Source organism: Candidatus Limnocylindrales bacterium, assembly GCA_035559535.1.
Lineage (GTDB): Bacteria > Moduliflexota > Moduliflexia > Moduliflexales > JAUQPW01 > JAUQPW01.
The window spans coordinates 122,180-140,062 of sequence record DATMBG010000042.1; the positions used below are offsets into that span (position 1 = coordinate 122,180).

The window sequence follows — 17,883 nt, forward strand, 5'->3', positions numbered from 1 at the left end:
CCTACGTTCTTTAACCTTTCTCTTTATCCCCTAGATAAAAATTATGACCGAAAAGTTTTTATAGCACCTTGACAATCTACCGGCAGAAATATCTTTTTAATAAACTCCTTTTGAGGACCCCGGAGGGTACCCCATAGACATCAAACTAAGAGTAGGGGCATAAGGCCTTATGCCCCTACAATTTGTAAAGCTAATTTTGGGTTATTCTCCTTCACCCCAGACCCCTCCCCCCTCTTCCCCCGTGGACGGGGGGAAGGGGTGGGGGCGGAGAGGGGAGTGGAGAGTTGATCTGGAGACTTGCCGGCTCCTTGCTCCCCTTGTGGAAGCGGGACCGGGGGTGAGGGGAAAGAGTAGGGGCGTAAGGCCTTACGCCCCTACAAGAAATGGAACGCTTAGGGTGCCTGATGGAATAAAGAGATAGGAGGATAAAGATGAAGTATCGCGAAATAGCCGAAGAAATTTCTTCTCATCTGGAACTGGACATTCCTCCCATAGGCCTTTCGTTTGTCGAAACCCTACCGGATGGAATACCTGTATTTGACCGGGATACACCTTCTGCCTGTAGCTTCTGGCGAAAAGCGGAGTCCGCCATCTTCTATGCTCCGGCAGAAAAGCATTTTAACTGCCCGGTGGGTTCAAAGGTCATGGGATTTGATATGCCCGAAGCGATTCAAGAGGAACTTAAAGGATTTGTTCAGAAGATGTGCAATGCCGGCTATTTATCCCCGGAAGAAGCTGAAAAACTTCCTTCCATCAAGAAGAAAAAGAGTGGAATTGTCTACGGACCTTTGAAGGATTTCCCCCTGGAACCCGATTTAATCTTAATGTGGTTGACGCCACGCCAGGCCATGCTATGCGGCGAGGCTGCCGGAAATGTCCGTTGGACCTCAATTTCCCCCTCTGCTACCTTTGGACGACCGGCCTGTGCAGCTTTACCCATTGCATTTGAACAAGGACGATCTACCCTCTCCCTGGGTTGTATGGGTATGCGAACCTTTACCGAAATTCAAGAAGATAAAATCCTGGCGGTTCTCCCAGGGAAAAGGATTCAGGAATTTCTTGAAGCCCTGAAGGTCACCCTTGAAGCTAATCGGGTCATGAAAGCCTTCTACCAGGAACATAAAGCAAAGTTCTTGTAGGGGCGTAAGGCCTTACGCCCCTACAAGAACACGGAGCCTTACGCCCCTATAAGAACACGGAGTATAGAGGCTAAATAGCGATTCAAGAAGGAATACTCAGTTCCCTGAGAGCCGGTAGTTGAAGCAGGGGGAAGTTTCTTTCATTAAATTCTATTTTTTTCCTTGACGGAAATTTTCTTTGAAGCTATTATTGTTATAGTGTTCTATAACACTTTAAGTTCAAATTCCAGATTGGGGAATTTTTGGCCATGCAACTTTCCATTGATAAAAATAGCGGCTTCTCGATCAAGGCACAGCTTGCCGAGCAGATCAAATTCTTGATCAAGACTGGTAAACTGCAGCCCCATGAACGGCTTCCGACGGTTCGACAGCTGGCCGGCTTTCTAAGGATAAATCAGAATACCGTCTTTACCGTTTATAAAGAGTTGGAAAAGGAAAAGTTTCTTTATTGCTTACATGGTAAGGGGTGCTTTGTAGCCGAGCAGAAGGCCCGAACGGAGGAGAAAAACATGTCCGAGCTCCTGGAAATTTTGGAGGAGGCAATTGCCAAGGCAAAGGCGAAAGGGATTAGCCCAGAAGAGTTTGCTCTGGCCGCTTTCAGTAGAGCCCAGATGGAAGCCAGGAAGAAACCTCGTCCCCTCGAAGTTCATTTCATCGAGTGTAACCAGGCGGATTTGAAATTCTACAAAGAGCAACTGGAGAAGGAGGTTGGGATTGAAATTAAGACCTTTCTGGTAGATGAGGTAGAGCGGCAAATCAACACTGGATATTATCCTTCGAAGGATATAGATCTCGCGGTGACGACCTTCTTTCATTTGCATGAAATCAAGGAGCTCTTGAAAAATGCCCCCTTTGAGGTTATCGGAATTATGGCGGGTCCTCATATTAAAACGCTCATGGAGTTGTCCAGTTTACCGGAGAAAACCCGGCTTGGAATTGTGTGTATTAGCTGGCGTGGAGTTAAAAACATGGAGGGATCCATCCTTAACTCGGGACTTACCAACGTCATTCCGATTCCTTTTCCTATGACCGATCTGGCTTTATTTAAGGAGAAAATTCAACAGGTAGATACCGTTTTAACTTCCCAGGCCTGCTTTGAGAAAGTTAAAGCTCAATTACCTCCCCAGGTAAAATTGATCGTATATGACCGGGTGTTAGACCAGGGAGGAATCCAGATGCTGAAAGAGGCTATTGAGGAAATCCGGCAGAGGAAGCAGAAAGGGATTGAAAGTCAACAACCGGACTCTGGAAGCCAACCCGGGTAGGATATCCCGTTTCTATGTGACCCCTCTGGAAAAGGGGTCTGGATTACCAGACCTTCCTTTAGTTTCTAAGGGTTGTTTTCTTTTTCCAGCTTGTTCTAGTTTTTTAGAACATTAGAACTATATAACCTCGCAACAACCGGGTGGTTTTTCTTCGTAGGGGCGTAAGGCCTTACGCCCCTACAAAGTTTTGAAAAGTTAATCTAACTCAAGGCTATGAAGAAGGATAGGCGAAAGACTCATCATGCAGGCGTAAAGCGTTTAAACGTAAGTTCCTCTTCTGTTGGAGGGAAATCCCAAAAAGCTCTTCTCTTTATGGCATTTGCCCTGATTTATGTGGTTTGGGGATCGACCTATCTGGCCATGCGTTTTGCCATTGAAGCGATCCCACCTTTTCTCATGATAGGTATACGATTCTTGATTGCAGGGTCCATTCTTTACAACTGGGCCCGTTTTCAGAGTGCTTCTAAACCTACCCGCAAACATTGGGGGAACGCTACCATTATTGGAATCTTACTTCCGGCCTTTGGTACCGGTGGAGTAGCCTGGGCCGAACAATTTGTCCCTACCGGTTCTTGTAAGGGCGTAAGGCCTTACGCCCCTACTTTTATCCACCATGCCCATGTGGATGATTTTGATCGATGCCTTCCGACCGGGGGGACACGACCAAATCTACGGGTCCTGATCGGACTTATCGCCGGGTTTATCGGAGTCGCCCTTTTGATAGGTCCCGGAATCCTTACCGAAGAGGGTAAAAACATAGATCCCATGGGAGCGGTTGTTTTGATTGCCGCTGCCATTTCATGGGCGGAGGGTTCCATCTTCTCCCGCCATGCTATTCTCCAGCCGGTTCCTTTCCAGACAGCAGGGATGGAAATGCTTGTAGGAGGTATACTCATGACCACCCTGGGACTCCTCCTGGGAGAAGGTTCTCGTATCCATCTTACCACACTTTCTGCGCGTTCCCTGCTTTCACTTTTATATCTCATTGTATTCGGTTCTCTTATAACCTATGTGGCTTATATCTGGTTACTCAAGAAAACTTCTGTAGCGGCTGTACCCACCTATGCCTAGGTTAATCCCATGGTTGCCATTTTTCTTGGCTGATGGCTTGCCGAGGAGGCTATTGGGTTAAGAATACTTCTGGCGGCCGCCATTATCATAGGTTCCGTAGCCGTAATTATTGGACAACAGGAGCGCCCATCGCCTCGAACTTCCATATTCCCGCGTATACTCCGGATCCAGACCCGTCATGAGTTGAATGGTTAATGGATCTCAGAGGAAACTTTAAAGGAGGTAAAGCGAAAGCGATGACCCCGACCGTAACAAAACAGGAACTGGAGCAACTCTTGCTGGAAACCCCCTTTGCAAAAATTTATGGATTCAAAATCCATGAGATCGGAGAGGGTCTATGTACCGTTCAGGTGCCTTTTCAGGATATTTTCGAGCGCCCGGATAAAATCCTAAGTGGACCGGTATTCATGGCGGCAGCCGATGTGGCCATGTGGCTGGCCATTATGACCCAACTTGGAAGAACCCCCGGGCTGGTAACGGTTGAAATGAAAACGGCCTTTCTCCACGCAGCCAGACAGGAAGATTTTTTTTGTACGGCCAAAATCCTGAAACTGGGTAGACGCCTGGTTTATGGAGTTGCCGAGTGTTTAAACAAAGACGGTAAATTATTAACCCATCACACCCTGACCTATATCCGACCCGATTCCGGTTCCTATTTTTAGCCGGGATCGTTTGTCACTCTTGTACCGGTCGGATACCTACGGAAAGGGACGCTGATCTTATGAATCCCCATCAATTGATCCAGGAGGCGTTTAGCAAACAGGCAAGTCGTTTCGAGGAAAAAGGTCTCACCCTTGCAAACCCGGAATATCTACAATGGATGATTGCTCCCCTGACTTTACAAAGCAATTTCCGGGTACTGGATGTTGCAGCCGGAACAGGTCATCTCAGCCGTGCTATGGCACCCTACGTAGAACAGGTTGTGGCCCTTGATACAACCCCTGCGATGCTGGCGCAGGGAAAACATTCTTCCCGGCAGGCTAACTTAAAAAACATTTTCTTTCTGAGAGGCCTCGCAGAAACCTTACCCTTCCCGGATAATACCTTTGACAGGGTCGTCTGTCGTTTTGCCCTGCACCACTTTGTGAATCCCCGAATTCAGATCGATGAGATGGTTCGGGTCTGTCGCCCCCATGGAAAAGTAGGCGTTATTGACCTGGTATCCCCTGAAAATGACGTACAGGCCGCAAATTACAATCGTCTGGAACGGTTAAGAGATCCTTCCCATACCCGGGCCTTGACGGCAACCGAGCTGAACAACCTGCTACGGGAAGCCGGATTAACCGGGATCTATGCCGAATCCCGCAGGATCGAAGTGAATGTCCAGCGCTGGTTAGACCTGACAGATCCGGAGCCAGAAACCCGTCAGGTGATTTTAGAGGAACTCTCACGGGAAATCCAGAGTTCAGGATCAACCGGGATGGATCCCTTTATGCGGGATCAACAACTGATGTTCTTTCATACCTGGAGGGTCGTGGTCGGAATCAAAGGGGAAGAAGCCGGTTAATCTGGATAAAAGTCTGATCCCGTCTTTTAATTTTGTTTCCCTTAATTGTTCTAGTTTAATAGAACTTTAAAACAATGGAGGCCAAAATCATGGATAACTTTAATCTGTACCTTTCAAAGTTTATCGCAGCAGAAAAACCTTCTGAGTTAAAACCTATTCGGCAAAGGAGGACCCTCTTCCTCAAAAAGGAGGAATCGGTTTTACAATCCGATGATGAAGAAAACTTATGTTATGAGGGTAATGGGGTGCAGGGCCGGCCGATTCTGAGTGTTGCTTTTAACTGGAGATGGAAAAATGCCCTGGACCTATTCTTAATTATCCTGGCAAGTCTGGCTTTGGTAGGTGTTTTAGCTTTTTTAACCGGCTGATATCTTTCCCTGACAGAAGCGACGGGATTCCAGGCGAGGAACTTCTTCCTGGTAAAGAAGGTTCCGGTCTTCCATGGGGATCTTAGGAGCCCGGCATCCCATTGTTTTTAATTTCTTCCGGAGATTTAATTTCTGGGTTGCGTTCTGCAGGCAATGGAGGAGGCTCTTCTCTTTTAGGAGGTCTGTAAGGCCGATTGATTTCTTCTTGCATTTCGGCGGTGATGGTTTGTTTCATTTCCTCTGCAACCCGCTTAAATTCACCCAGAGTTCGCCCCAGCGTCCTCGCCACTTCTGGAAGCTTTTCAGGGCCTATCACCAATAGAGCAATGATAAAAATCAAGACTAATTCCGGTAAACCAATTCCAAACATAGTAGGAAGAAAAAGCAAGAACGTGGGAAAGAATATATTCTTTCTCTAGGTTCTTGATTCCTGAAATCTTTAAAGGGAATCTTACACTCCCTTTTTAAGGATATGTTAGTGCCCTCCTTCTTCTTCGATGATGATACGACGTTTTCGTTTTGCAAGATCTACTTGCTTCGAGATCATATCGGCTACTTTCGGTGCATCGGGAATAGATTTAAGCGTTAGCCTGGGTTCTGTCACATCTGAACTTATAACAATAATATCTCCAAGTCCGTACAATCTTTGAAGCAAGGATTGTCGAACGGTAATATCTGCAACTTTATAGAGGGGAATTCGGTTGTATTCTTTACTGAGCAGTCCGTTATTGATGAGCAGGTAGTCCTCGGTCAGGATGTATTTCGTAGATAGACTCGCCCAAATATTGAACCCCCAGAAGCTGGGTCTCAGCTCCAGGAGGGTTACCGTATCTTTTTCCATAAATTTACCTCTTTTTATGAAAAGATTCACGGATAAAACCTGGATAGTACCTGTAACAATTTAGTAGGGGTCACTTTTTCTCTCTGAACACCCCCCTGGCCCCCCTCCCCGTCCACGGGGAGGGCCGGAGAGGGGGAAAAGGTTTTACGTCCAAACCAAATCTTGGTATGTGATATGAATAACCTGGATAAACCCTATCACCAGGCTATAATAAATCTTACATACACAGATCCTGCGGGTCAAGCAGAAACTTCCAATTTTCTGGACTCTGGTCAAGACTTCGGTATAAAACTTGAGGATCTATCTTTACAGATGAGGAAGCAGACCTTATCTTATAAAGGATATAAACCAGAATTTAAATAGAAAAGAATTTAGGAGACTCAGAAAATGGATTATAAAAACACTTTAAATTTACCTAAAACCGATTTTCCCATGAAAGCCAATCTCCCGAAGCGGGAGCCTGAGATCCTTAAAGGTTGGGAAGAACAAAAACTTTACCAGCAAATCCGGCAGAAGTTTGCCGATAAAACCAAATATATTTTACATGATGGGCCCCCTTACGCCAACGGACATATTCATATTGGGACTGCCCTTAACAAGATCTTAAAGGATTTTGTGGTTAAATCTCACTCCATGATGGGCTATAATGCTGTGTACGTTCCGGGATGGGATTGCCACGGATTACCTATCGAACATCAAGTTGAGAAGACCCTGGGTGATAAGAAAAGCCAGATGGGCAAAGATGAAATACGTAAACTTTGTCGGCAGTATGCCCGTAAATTTATCGATATCCAACGAAATGAGTTTAAGCGCCTGGGAGTTCTGGGTGACTGGGAGCATCCCTATACGACCATGGATTACAGGTACGAGGCCGATACCATCCGGGAACTTGCTAAGTTTGTAGAAAAAGGGAGTGTTTACAAGGGCTTGAAGCCGGTTTACTGGTGTATCCATTGTGAAACTGCACTTGCTGAGGCCGAAGTGGAGTATTACGATCATGAGTCTCCTTCGGTTTATGTAAAATTTCCATTGGTATCGGACCCGGAACGTATCCTTCCGGTCCTAAAAGATAAAAAGACCTACATCCTTATCTGGACGACGACGCCCTGGACTTTACCGGCTAACCTGGCCATTGCGTTTCATCCGGAGTACACTTACACGGCCGTGCAGGTAAACGGAGAGGTTTATATTGTAGTCAAAGAATTGTTGGAAGAAACGCTGAAGAAGGCCGGAATCAAGGATTTCACGGTTCTTGGAACTTTCCCCGGGAAAGTAGTGGAAGGATTGGTTGCTAAACATCCCTTTATAGATCGAGAATCCAAATTAATCCTGGCCGATTATGTGACTCTGGATCAAGGAACCGGTTGTGTTCATACGGCCCCGGGTCATGGGCAAGAAGATTACGAAAGCGGCGTAAAATATGGATTAGAGATTTATACGCCGGTCGATAGTCAGGGACGGTTTACCTCGGATGTTCCGTTCTTTGCCGGGATGAATGTTTTTAAAGCCAATTCGGCCATTATTCAGAAAATGCGGGAAAATGGATCTTTACTGGCCGAGGAGAAACTGACGCATTCGTATCCCCATTGCTGGCGGTGTAAAAACCCGGTAATCTTCCGTTCTACTCCCCAGTGGTTTATTTCCATGGAAGTAGACAATTTACGCCAGAAATGCCTTGTGTGGATCCAGAAGGTAACCTGGATTCCTTCTTGGGGAGAGGAAAGGATTTCCAACATGATTGCCCATCGGCCTGACTGGTGTATTTCCCGGCAGCGGGCCTGGGGAGTTCCTATTGTAGCCTTCTATTGTAAAGCCTGTAATTATCTACTTCTGGACAAAAAGATCATAGACTTTGTTGCAGACAAGGTAGCTATCCATGGAGCGGATATTTACTTTACGGCTTCCGAGGAAGATCTTCTCCCCGAGGGAACATCCTGTCCTCGCTGTGGGGGGAAGGAATTTGTTAAAGAAACCGATATTCTGGACGTATGGTTTGATTCCGGGGTCAGTCAGGCAGCCGTATTGGCCGTTCGAGAGGATTTGGCCTGGCCGGCGGATATGTATCTGGAGGGGAGCGATCAGCACCGGGGATGGTTTCATAGTTCCCTGCTGGCGGCCGTAGGAACCCGGGGAGCCGCTCCTTACAAATCGGTCCTGACCCATGGTTTTGTGGTGGACGGTCAGGGAAGAAAGATGTCCAAATCCCTGGGTAACACCATTGCCCCACAGGATGTTATCAACAAGTACGGCGCAGAGATTCTCCGTTTATGGGTATCTGCCGAGGATTATCGGGATGATATTCGCATTTCCGATGAAATCTTGAAGCGACTGGCAGACGCTTATTTCCGGATTCGGAATACCTGTCGGTACCTGCTGGGAAATCTCTACGATTTTAATCCGAACCGGGATATGATCCCCTATGCCCAACTGGAAGAGTTAGATAAGTGGGCACTCCACAGGCTCCAAAAGTTGATCGAGCGGGTTCGAAAAGCCTTTGAAAAATTCGAGTTTCATATTTTCTTCCATGCCTTTCATAATTTCTGTGCAGTGGATATGAGTGCCCTTTATCTGGATATCTTGAAAGATCGACTTTATACCTCCAAGGCCAACTCCCCCCAACGTCGGGCGGCTCAAACGGTCCTGTGGGAAGTTTTAACGGCCATGGTTAAATTGATGGCTCCCATCCTTTCCTTTACGGCTGAAGAGGTCTGGCAGCATCTTATCAAGATCGACCCCGAACTCGGTCGAAGAGAAGGAGGAAGTGTCCATCTACAAACCCTCCCGGAGGTTAATCCTACCTATGTGAACGAACAACTGGCCACCAATTGGGATAAACTCCTGGAGATCCGGGGTGAAATCTCTAAGGCCCTGGAACAGGCCAGAAAAGAAAAATGGATTGGCCACTCCTTGGATGCCGCCGTGCACCTATACGTCTCCGAGGAACTTTATCGGTTCCTTCAAGCTTATGAAAAGCAACTGAGTACCCTCTCGATCGTTTCGGCAACCGTACTTTATGAGCCCACGGTTCAACCCCCAGGGGATGTTTTTACCAGTGAATATGTTAAAGGGCTCCGGGTCAAAATCACAAAAGCTGAAGGGGAGAAGTGTGAAAGATGCTGGCAGTACAGTCCCTATGTAGGAAAGAACCCGCAACATCCCACCCTTTGTGAGCGGTGCTCGGCGGTTGTATCGGATTTATAAGGTGACAGGCAAAAGCCTGTACTTCCCTAAAGGGACAGGCAGGACGCCTGCACTCCCAAGATGCCCAGATATTTGGCTGCCCTGCTTATCATAGCCCTGGTTGTGGGGCTGGATATTATAACGAAGTTTCTTATTGTCCAAAACCTGGTTTTGTACCGGTCTAACATCTCTGTTATTCCAAACTTTCTGGATATTGTGTACTATAAAAATACCGGGGCAGCCTTTGGGATTTTAGCCGGTTTTTCTTTTAGCCATTACTTCTTTCTGGCTATTTCGTTTATAGCTCTTGTGATGCTCTTCGTGGCGTTCAAATACGCTTCCAAAGAAGGAAAACTGGTTCAGATTGCCCTACCTCTCCTCATAGGCGGAACCTTGGGAAATTTAATCGACCGCATACGGTTGGGGGCCGTGATCGATTTTATCCTGGTTCACTGGTATGATAAATTCTACTGGCCTGCCTTTAATGTTGCCGATTCGGCCATCACCGTGGGGGTTGTTCTACTTATTTTAGAAATGCTCAGAAAAAAATAAAAGAAGGAGTCTTTATGGCAGAAGTAACTTATGTTTCCCATGTGAAGATTGAACGTAAGGTAGGTCCCTTACGGTTAGCCTATTTACCTGCTGAATCGGAGCCTGTACGCTTCGGGGTACACGGCGCAGTGGCCAGACATTATGGTATCAGCCCCGACGTTTCAGAACCCCATGCCACCACCCTGGATTATATTGTTGCCGCAACGGGTGGATGACTAACCGGTACCTTTGGAGGTGCGCTGGAAGCGCGCAAGATTGAGGCAAGTAATGGACGTTTAACAGCCGAAGTCAGGGGTGAAATCGAAACCGAGAATAAAGTACTGGTGATCAAGCGTATTCATGTGATTTATTACCTTAAGGCACCGGCCAGTGCCCGGGAGACCATCCAGCGGGTGCATGATTTTCATAAGGATTATTGTCCGGTTTACCGATCCCTGTACAAAGCCATTACCATCACGACCGAATATCGATTAGAAGAGCTGGTTTAAACTTTTTACCCCTTAGGTTAAACTCAAAGGGTTAAGGTTTCCCTACCAAAATGGAACTGTAGGGGTGCACGGCCGTGCGCCCCTACAGTCCTTGGCCACAAGGACGTGAGGACCACCATGATTTACACCCACGTCCTCCAGAAAGGCGCCATGGCCATTCGCAGCCCATTGGATTCACCTCCTCGATGAACCCGGTACAAGAGATCTCAATTAAAATGCTCTCTGAGTCCCCTTAAAGGATTCCGTTCAAATTCCAAACACCGGCTTAGCTCAACCCAGGATTCGTGGGGTAGGGAGCGAAGCGGAGCCACCCCACGAATCCTTTTACGTCAGGCATGCACGGACTCCTTCTTCCTTTGGGTCGAGATACCCAGCTTTCAAAGACTCACTTCGTCTGACTTACTCGGATCTTTGAAGTGCGTGCCCACTCTTGCGACTTCGTTTAGCTTAATCAATAGTTTTAGTGGCACCCTGCCGATGTGCCGCTCTCTTTGCTAGCTCTTCTCCCTCGATGCCAGTTATAAAGCTCAGCGTCATTGGGCTACACGAGTGTATGAACTTCGGGCCAGCTCCGCCTTCCTTGCTAATCGTTTTATAGGTTCCTTGGAATTTAACATATAGTACGGGCGCACGGCCGTGCGCCCGTACACGGTGCGGATGTCGTAGCCATTTGTAAGCAAGTGGGTGGCAAAGGAGTGGCGGAAGGTACGGGGGCTGACAGGCTTGGTGATGTGGGCATCGCGGGCCGCCTGGCGGATTGCCCTTTGCAGGCCGCTTTTATCCAGATGGTGGCGGCGTACGATACCCGTAGGAGGGTCTACATGATAGTAAGTCAAACGTCCTCGTTTGATGGTAGTTGGAGGGGAAGACATATTGCCATCTCCATTCCCGGTTGGCATGAGGGTACTTGCGCTCCAGGGCATAGGGTAGGTAGACGGCGCCATAGCCTTTAGCCAGATCCTCCTCGTGCAGGCGCTTCACGCGCTGCAGGTGTTCCTGGAGGGGGGGATGAGGCTGTCAGGTAACAGCGTCACCCGGTCCTGGTCACCTTTGCCGTCCCGAACGACGATGGCTCGTTGGGCAAAGTCAATGTCCTTCACCCGCAGTCTTAGGCATTCCATCAGGCGCAGGCCGGAGTCGTAGAGGAGTTAGGCCATCAGAAGGCGGGTGCCGGACAGGTGGTTGAGGACCCGGCGCACCTCCTCTTGGGTCAGGATAGTGGGCAACCGTTTCGGTTTTTTAGCGTGCAGGGCGTAAATTACGCCCAGGTCCTTTTTCAGCACCTCGCGGTAAAGGAACAGGAGGGCGCTGAGGGCTTGATTTTGTGTGGATGCGGCGACGTTTTCCTTCACCGCCAGATGGGTAAGGAAGGCTTCGACTTCGGTGCTACCCATTTCATTGGGGTGACGTTTGTTATAGAACAGAATATAGCGTCGGATCCAGTCCACGTAGGCGTTTTCGGTGCGGATGGAGTAGTGTTTGAGTCGCAGGGCATCACGCACCTGATGAGGAACTTTTTGGGTTTTGGTTCCATGGGGTTTCCTCAGTCTTGTTTAGTGGTGGTTTTTGTGCTCTACTGTTTAGCAAGTAAGGTAAATCAGGCCATATAGCAAGAGAATACCTTTGGGATTATTATACAAGAAAGTTTCCGCAAATGCAACTTGACAAAGATATAAAAAGATATAAATTATGCTCAATTATTATTAGACAAGAAGGTTTCCGCAAATGCAACCCTGAGGACGTTTTATGACGTCTTATATGGAATCTGTATAAGACGTCTCAGAAGGGAAAAGACGCGGATTCCGTATAGTCCATAGTTAGTCCGCCTTGCTTCATCCAACACGGGTGAGTACAATTCACGTAAGATATCATATTTGAAAGAGGTGTAACTATGGCGTCTACGGCAGCTATCAGGACAGTGACAAAAATGCTGGAATCCTTGCCGGAAGCGGTGCAAGAGCAGGTGGTCGAGCATCTGCGCGAGTATCTTGCAGACCTGCAGGACGAACTGGAGTGGGATCGCTTGTTTGAACGAACACAACCCCAGTTAGTGGCCGTTGCCCGTCGTGCGAAGCAAGAAATTGCCCAAGGGCACGCACAACCAATGGACTATGAGCGGTTATGAAGTTGGCCACTTTGCCATCTTTCTGGGCAGCCTATGAGTCTCTCAGCGAAGCCATCAAGCGCAGCGCCAGGAAAGCCTATCGTTTGTGAGCACAGAGTCCATTTCATCCTTCCCTGCATTTCAAGTGCATCAATCGCGAAGAGAATGTTTGGTCTGTAAGGGACGTGATTATCGCGCTTTGGGCTTCTTGAAGGTGACGCGGTGACATGGTTTTGGATTGGTGGTCACGATGAGTACGAACGTTTCGTCTTGTGATGGGAAGGAAAGCGGGCTAGCGGCACCGAGCTCAGCCGCTGCTCCCTCGGCTCGCTGCAGCAGAGCTCGGTGCCGTTAGACGCCCTACGCACAGATTGCCTGCAAGCACCAAGATGATGGAGCAAGAATGACGCGACGGAAAACGGGTAAGAAGAGTCCGGCCAGCAGCACCGCAGCCCCTTCGGCTTCGAGGCTCAGCTCTGGGCGGCGGTGAACGCCCTGCGGGGCTCCATGGACGCCGCCGAGTCCAAGCATGTCGTGTTCGGTCTGCTCTTGCTCACGTACATCTCAGACGCCTTCGAAGCCCACCACGCTAAGCTTGAAGTCGAGCGCAACGAGGGCGCCGACCCCGAGGACCCTGACGAGTGCCGGGCCGAAAACATCTTCTGGGTTTCGTTTGAGGCGTGCTGGTTGCACCTTCAGAAGAATACCCGCCACCCCACCATCGGCCAGCTCGTCAACCACCCCACGGCGAGAGCCGGGGGCTCCCGACGCCGGGAAGCACTGGTGGTCATCGAGCAAGACAATCCCTCCCTCAAGGGAGGGCTTTCCAAGGACGACGCCAGGTCTACGCTGGACACGACATCACGTGGCCAGCGGTGGGTCTTTCCGCTGACGTAGCGACTCACGCAGGCGAGGGAGTTGGCGAGTGAGGAGCGAGCGAGCAAGGGAAGAGAGATGTATGCGAATCAATTCCTATCAAGAGGCAGCTTTTTGCTATGATAGACACGGAAGGTGCACGATGTTAAACCCCGGCTCAATCGTCCGCTGTCGCAACCGCGAGTGGGTGCTGCTGCCCGCAGAAACGGACGACGTGTTCGTGCTCCGGCCCCTTACCGGCACCACCGACGACGTGGTCCGGGTGCACAAACACCTGGCAAATCTCGTTGGCTACGACCTGCCCTTCGAGCGCGTCACACCCGCGTCGTTCCCCCTGCCGACGGCCGCGGACGTGTCGGACGCGGCGAGCGCGCATCTCCTGTGGCAGGCGGCGCGGCTCGTGCTCCGCGAGGGCGCCACTCCCTTTCGCTCCCTGGGGCGCATTTCGATCCGCCCGCGGACCTACCAGTTCGTGCCGCTGCTCATGGCGCTGCGCCTCGACCCGGTGCGGCTCTTCATCGCCGACGACGTGGGCGTGGGCAAGACCATCGAAGCGTTGCTCATCGCGAGAGAGCTGCTCGATCGCGGCGAGATCCGTCGGTTCTGCGTGCTCTGCCCGCCGTACCTCTGCGAGCAGTGGGCGGCGGAAATGGCGCAGAAGTTCGACTTGGAGCCGGTAGTGATCCGGTCCGGGACCGTGAACCACCTGGAACGCCAGGTCCCGGCAGGGAGAAGTATCTACGAGCACTTCCCGGTCCAGGTGGCGAGCCTCGATTTCGTCAAGACCGACCGCAACCGGCACCAGTTCCTGCAGTTCTGCCCTGAACTCCTCATCGTGGACGAGGTGCACGGTGCCGCGGCAGCTCAGGGCCGCGCCCAGCAGGAGCGTCACGCGTTGCTGCGCGAAGTGGCTAAGAACGAAGACCGCCATCTGATCCTCCTCACGGCCACGCCGCACTCGGGGATTGAAGAGGCGTTTCGCTCGCTCCTGGGCCTGCTGCGCCCGGAGTTCGAGGGCTGGAATCTGACGGAACTCACCGAAGAGCAGCGGATCGAGCTGGCTCGCCATTTCGTGCAGCGCACGCGCCGCGACATCGAGCAAACCTGGGAGGCGGCCACCTGTTTCCCGAAGCGGGAGACAGCAGACGAGACCTACGCACTCCCCGATCCGTACCGCGAACTCTTCGAGCGTACCTACGCGTTTTGCTCCGAGATCGTGCGGACCGGCGAGGCCCTGGAGGAGCGCCAACGTCGGGTGCGCTACTGGGGAGCCCTGGCTCTGCTTCGTTGCGTGATGTCGAGCCCCGCCGCAGCGGCCGCCGCGATCGGCAACCGCGCCGGCGGACATCTCGGCGAGGAGGAAGAAGCCGAGTTTCGGCCGTTCGTGTTCGAGTCCGCGGATGAGCGAACGGACGACGAGGCGCCGACGCCGCCGATCGAAGCGACCGCTGACGTCGTCGGAGATACCGAGCGGCGCAGGTTGCGGGAGCTGGCTCGTTTGGCCGAGGGACTGCACGGGCCTGCGAGCGACACGAAGCTGGCACGTGCCATCGAGATCGTCCGGGACCTTTTGAAGCAGGGTTTCCACCCGATCCTGTGGTGCCGCTACGTGGCCACCGCCGAGTATCTGGAAAAGCACCTGCGGGAGGCGCTGGCTTCCGAGGTGCAGGTGGTGTGCGTCACCGGCCGGCTGGGAGACGAGGAGCGGCAGACGAAGATCGAAGCGATCGACCCCGAGCGGCCCAGGGTGCTCGTCGCCACGGACTGCCTCTCCGAGGGCGTCAACCTCCAGGAGAAGTTCACCGCGGTGGTCCATTACGACCTTCCCTGGAACCCGAACCGGCTCGAGCAGCGGGAAGGCCGCGTGGACCGCTACGGCCAGCCGGCCAAAAAGGTCAAAGCGATCCGCTTCTTCGGCCGGGACAACCCGGTCGACGGGGTGGTGATCGAAGTCCTGCTCGACAAAGCGCGCGAGATCCATCGCGCTCTGGGTACATACGTTCCGGTGCCCGAGGAGGGCGAGAGCGTGATGGAGGCGGTGCTGCAAGCGCTGTTTCTGCGCGAGCGCCGCCGTACGGGCACGCAGCTCGCGCTCGACCTCGGCGTTCCGCAAGTAGATAAATTCCACCGGCGCTGGGAACGGGACGCCGAGCGCGAGCGGATCAATCGCACGCGCTTCGCCCAGCGCGCGCTCAAGCCCGAGGAGGTGCAGCGCGAGCTCGAAGCCACCGACGCCGTCCTCGGCGATCCCGCGGCCGTGCGCGAGTTCGTTCTCGCCGCGGCGCAGCGGATCGGCCTCGCCATCCAGAAAGACACCAAGCGCCCCGGGGTGTGGCGTGTGCCCCTTTCCGCAGAAGCGCTCGCCACCGTCCCCGAACCGATTCGTTTTGTTCTCACACGCCACGCCCTACTCGCTGCTTGCCACTCGCCGAAATCCTGGCTCGTGAGCTTCGACTCGCCGACCCCGGAGGGGGCGGAATACCTGGGCCGCAACCACCGATTCGTCGCAACCCTGGCGCGGTTCCTCTTCGAGGAGGCACTGGTTGGGGCGCATAGCGAATGGCGAACGGCGAACAGAATCGTGTCTCGGTGCGGAGTCATACGCACCCGGTCAGTAGGGGCGCATGGCTGTGCGCCAGGGGTACACGACCATGCGCCAGGGGTACACGACCGTGCGCCCCTACTGACCACGATCCTGCTGCTCCGGGTGCGCTACCTGGTGGAACAACCTCAACTGCGGCCTCTCTTATCGGAGGAAGTGTTGGTGCTGGCTTTCTCGGGAGCAGACCCGGCCGACGCGGAATGGCTAGAACCCGGTGACGCCCTCGAGCTACTGGCCGAGACCAAGCCCGATGCCAACATTCCACTTGCCGAAAAGCGGGAGCTGGTGGAGCGAGCACTGCAAGGGATCGGCGACTGGCGAGCCGCGAACGGCGAGTGGGGGACGGACCATCCGCTCCAGAGTGCGATCCGGGATCGCGTGGCCCGGCGCGCTGCCGAGCTGACCGACGCCCACAAGCGGATCCGCCAGGCGGTGTCGCTGCGCGTGCGCGGGCTTGAGGTGAAGCCCCAGTTTCCCCCGGATCTCCTGGGAATCCTCGTCCTGCAACCGGTGGTGCAGCCATGACCATCTTTCCGGGTATTCGCATCGAAGGTGGCCTGCTCGGGCCGGACACGCTGGAGCAGGTTCTTGCCGGTGATCTTCCGGGGCAGAACCCCAAAGACTTCGGTCTCGATGGCGGGCGAAGCCTTACCGACGAGATTGCGAGTGTCTTCGCTGACGCGCGCGCCGAGTGGGAGGTGTTCCAGCGGCGGCTGGAACGGCTTGCCGCTGACGATCTCGCGACTTCCGTCACCCGCGACGCCTGGATGATCCCGTTTCTGAGTCTTCTGGGCTACGAGCTCCGGTACAACCCGCGCGCCTACGAGGTGGATGGCCTCACCTTCGCCATCTCCCATCGCGCTGGAGAAATGGAGGACGCTCCGCCAGTACACATCGTCGGCGCGCGGCAGGAGCTGGGCCGCGTCGCCCCGACGGGCCGGCCGCGGCTCGCGCCGCACTCGCTGGTGCAGGAGTTCCTCAACCGCAGCGAGCAGCTCTGGGGGATCGTCACCAACGGCCTCACCCTGCGCCTCCTGCGCGACAGCACCTACGTGCGCCGCCAGGCCTATGTCGAGTTCGACCTCGCGCAGATTCTCGAGGAGCAGCGCTTCCTCGACTTCTCCGTCCTCTTTCGCCTCCTCCACCGCTCGCGGCTACCGCGGTCAGTGGCCGACGCCCGGGACTGCCTTCTGGAGCGGTACTACCAGCGCGGCCTCGAGCAAGGCGGCCGGGTGCGGGAGCGGTTGCGCGACGGCGTCGAGGAATGCATCAAGCGCCTGGCGAACGGCTTCCTCGCGCACTCGGAGAACAGCGAGCTTCGGCAGCGTGTGGCGCTAGGAGCGAGTGGCGAATCGCGAGTGGCGAGTAGTGGACTACGGCCGCTCAGTCCGGAGGAACTCTACCAGCAACTGCTGCGCCTCGTGTACCGGCTCCTGTTTCTGTTGGTCTCCGAGGATCGTGGCCTGATCAGTGCCGAGCCCCTGTACCGCGAGCACTACGGCGTGGCGCGCCTGCGGCGGCTCCTCGACAGGCGCAGCGCCTACACCGAGCACGACGACATCTGGTGCAGCCTCAGGGTACTGTGGAAAGTACTCTGCGACGAAAATTACGCCGCGCTTTTGGGTGCGCCGCCGCTCAACGGCGAACTCTTCGAGCCTTGCCATCTCGACGCCTGCACCATCGCCAACCGCGATTTCCTCGAGGCGTTCTGGCATCTCGCGTATTACCGTGAGTCGCCTTCCGCGCCGCCGCGTCGGGTCAACTATGCTGCCCTCGACGTCGAGGAACTCGGCTCGGTGTACGAGAGCCTCCTGGACTACCACCCGGTGGTTGAGGCGAGTGGCGAGTGGCGAGTGGCGAGTGAAGGGCCAGTAGGGGCGCACGGCGGTG

The 17,883-nt window shown here is 53.0% G+C and carries 15 protein-coding genes and 3 pseudogenes; 15 read left to right on the forward strand and 3 right to left on the reverse strand.

Translation table 11 applies throughout. The features are described from left to right. Positions 1-431 precede the first annotated feature (431 nt). From VNM22_15515 to VNM22_15540, 6 genes are all read left to right on the forward strand, one after another. Positions 432-1,139, forward strand: a complete 708-nt coding sequence (locus VNM22_15515; protein HWP48572.1) for a DUF169 domain-containing protein — start codon at positions 432-434, stop codon at positions 1,137-1,139. A 248-nt stretch (positions 1,140-1,387) separates the two neighbouring features. Continuing rightward, the gene (locus VNM22_15520) at positions 1,388-2,404 is read left to right on the forward strand and encodes a GntR family transcriptional regulator (GenBank protein HWP48573.1); all 1,017 of its coding nucleotides are present in this window, start codon (positions 1,388-1,390) and stop codon (positions 2,402-2,404) included. A gap of 312 nt (positions 2,405-2,716) precedes the next feature. Beyond that, a complete protein-coding gene (locus VNM22_15525) occupies positions 2,717-3,475 on the forward strand; it encodes an EamA family transporter (GenBank protein HWP48574.1) in 759 nt (252 codons plus the stop codon). 236 nt (positions 3,476-3,711) lie between these two features. Then, on the forward strand, positions 3,712-4,137 hold the full coding sequence (locus tag VNM22_15530) for a PaaI family thioesterase (GenBank protein ID HWP48575.1): 426 nt from the start codon (positions 3,712-3,714) through the stop codon (positions 4,135-4,137). 59 nt (positions 4,138-4,196) lie between these two features. Further along, complete coding sequence (locus VNM22_15535) at positions 4,197-4,982, forward strand: methyltransferase domain-containing protein (protein ID HWP48576.1); 786 nt, start codon at positions 4,197-4,199, stop codon at positions 4,980-4,982. 89 nt (positions 4,983-5,071) lie between these two features. Continuing rightward, entirely contained in the window at positions 5,072-5,350 is a 279-nt protein-coding gene (locus tag VNM22_15540) for a hypothetical protein (protein HWP48577.1), read from the forward strand. A gap of 82 nt (positions 5,351-5,432) precedes the next feature. Here VNM22_15540 and VNM22_15545 read toward each other — a convergent pair whose 3' ends face one another. Next, positions 5,433-5,720 (reverse strand): twin-arginine translocase TatA/TatE family subunit, encoded by a 288-nt coding sequence (locus tag VNM22_15545; GenBank protein HWP48578.1) that lies wholly within the window; start codon positions 5,718-5,720, stop codon positions 5,433-5,435. Positions 5,721-5,825: 105 nt separating this feature from the next. After that, entirely contained in the window at positions 5,826-6,191 is a 366-nt protein-coding gene (locus VNM22_15550; protein HWP48579.1) for a PH domain-containing protein, read from the reverse strand. Positions 6,192-6,578: 387 nt separating this feature from the next. Here VNM22_15550 and ileS point away from each other — a divergent pair, with 387 nt between their 5' ends. From ileS to VNM22_15575, 5 genes and pseudogenes are all read left to right on the forward strand, one after another. Next, positions 6,579-9,392, forward strand: coding sequence for an isoleucine--tRNA ligase (gene ileS, locus VNM22_15555; GenBank protein HWP48580.1), 2,814 nt, complete (start codon positions 6,579-6,581; stop codon positions 9,390-9,392). A 60-nt stretch (positions 9,393-9,452) separates the two neighbouring features. Further along, positions 9,453-9,923 carry a signal peptidase II gene (lspA, locus tag VNM22_15560; protein HWP48581.1) on the forward strand — a complete coding sequence of 157 codons (471 nt, stop codon included), beginning with the start codon at positions 9,453-9,455 and terminating at the stop codon, positions 9,921-9,923. 14 nt (positions 9,924-9,937) lie between these two features. Next, on the forward strand, positions 9,938-10,138 hold the full coding sequence (locus tag VNM22_15565; GenBank protein ID HWP48582.1) for a hypothetical protein: 201 nt from the start codon (positions 9,938-9,940) through the stop codon (positions 10,136-10,138). A 21-nt stretch (positions 10,139-10,159) separates the two neighbouring features. After that, positions 10,160-10,411, forward strand: a pseudogene (locus tag VNM22_15570) (OsmC family protein). A gap of 87 nt (positions 10,412-10,498) precedes the next feature. Continuing rightward, positions 10,499-10,600 (forward strand): annotated as a pseudogene (locus VNM22_15575) (integrase). Between the two features lie 959 nt (positions 10,601-11,559). On the opposite strand, the gene VNM22_15580 reads toward VNM22_15575, so the two are convergent. Further along, positions 11,560-11,913 carry a phage integrase N-terminal SAM-like domain-containing protein gene (locus VNM22_15580; protein ID HWP48583.1) on the reverse strand — a complete coding sequence of 118 codons (354 nt, stop codon included), beginning with the start codon at positions 11,911-11,913 and terminating at the stop codon, positions 11,560-11,562. A 389-nt stretch (positions 11,914-12,302) separates the two neighbouring features. Between VNM22_15580 and VNM22_15585 the strand changes: the two genes are divergently transcribed. The 4 genes and pseudogenes from VNM22_15585 to VNM22_15600 form a co-directional block, all read left to right on the forward strand. After that, the gene (locus VNM22_15585) at positions 12,303-12,536 is read left to right on the forward strand and encodes a hypothetical protein (GenBank protein HWP48584.1); all 234 of its coding nucleotides are present in this window, start codon (positions 12,303-12,305) and stop codon (positions 12,534-12,536) included. 456 nt (positions 12,537-12,992) lie between these two features. Further along, a pseudogene (locus VNM22_15590) lies at positions 12,993-13,412 on the forward strand (type I restriction-modification system subunit M N-terminal domain-containing protein). A 121-nt stretch (positions 13,413-13,533) separates the two neighbouring features. Next, the gene (locus VNM22_15595) at positions 13,534-16,518 is read left to right on the forward strand and encodes a helicase-related protein (GenBank protein HWP48585.1); all 2,985 of its coding nucleotides are present in this window, start codon (positions 13,534-13,536) and stop codon (positions 16,516-16,518) included. Further along, positions 16,515-17,883 (forward strand): hypothetical protein (locus VNM22_15600; GenBank protein ID HWP48586.1); only part of this gene is annotated, 1,369 nt, incomplete at its 3' end. The genes VNM22_15595 and VNM22_15600, both read left to right, overlap by 4 nt.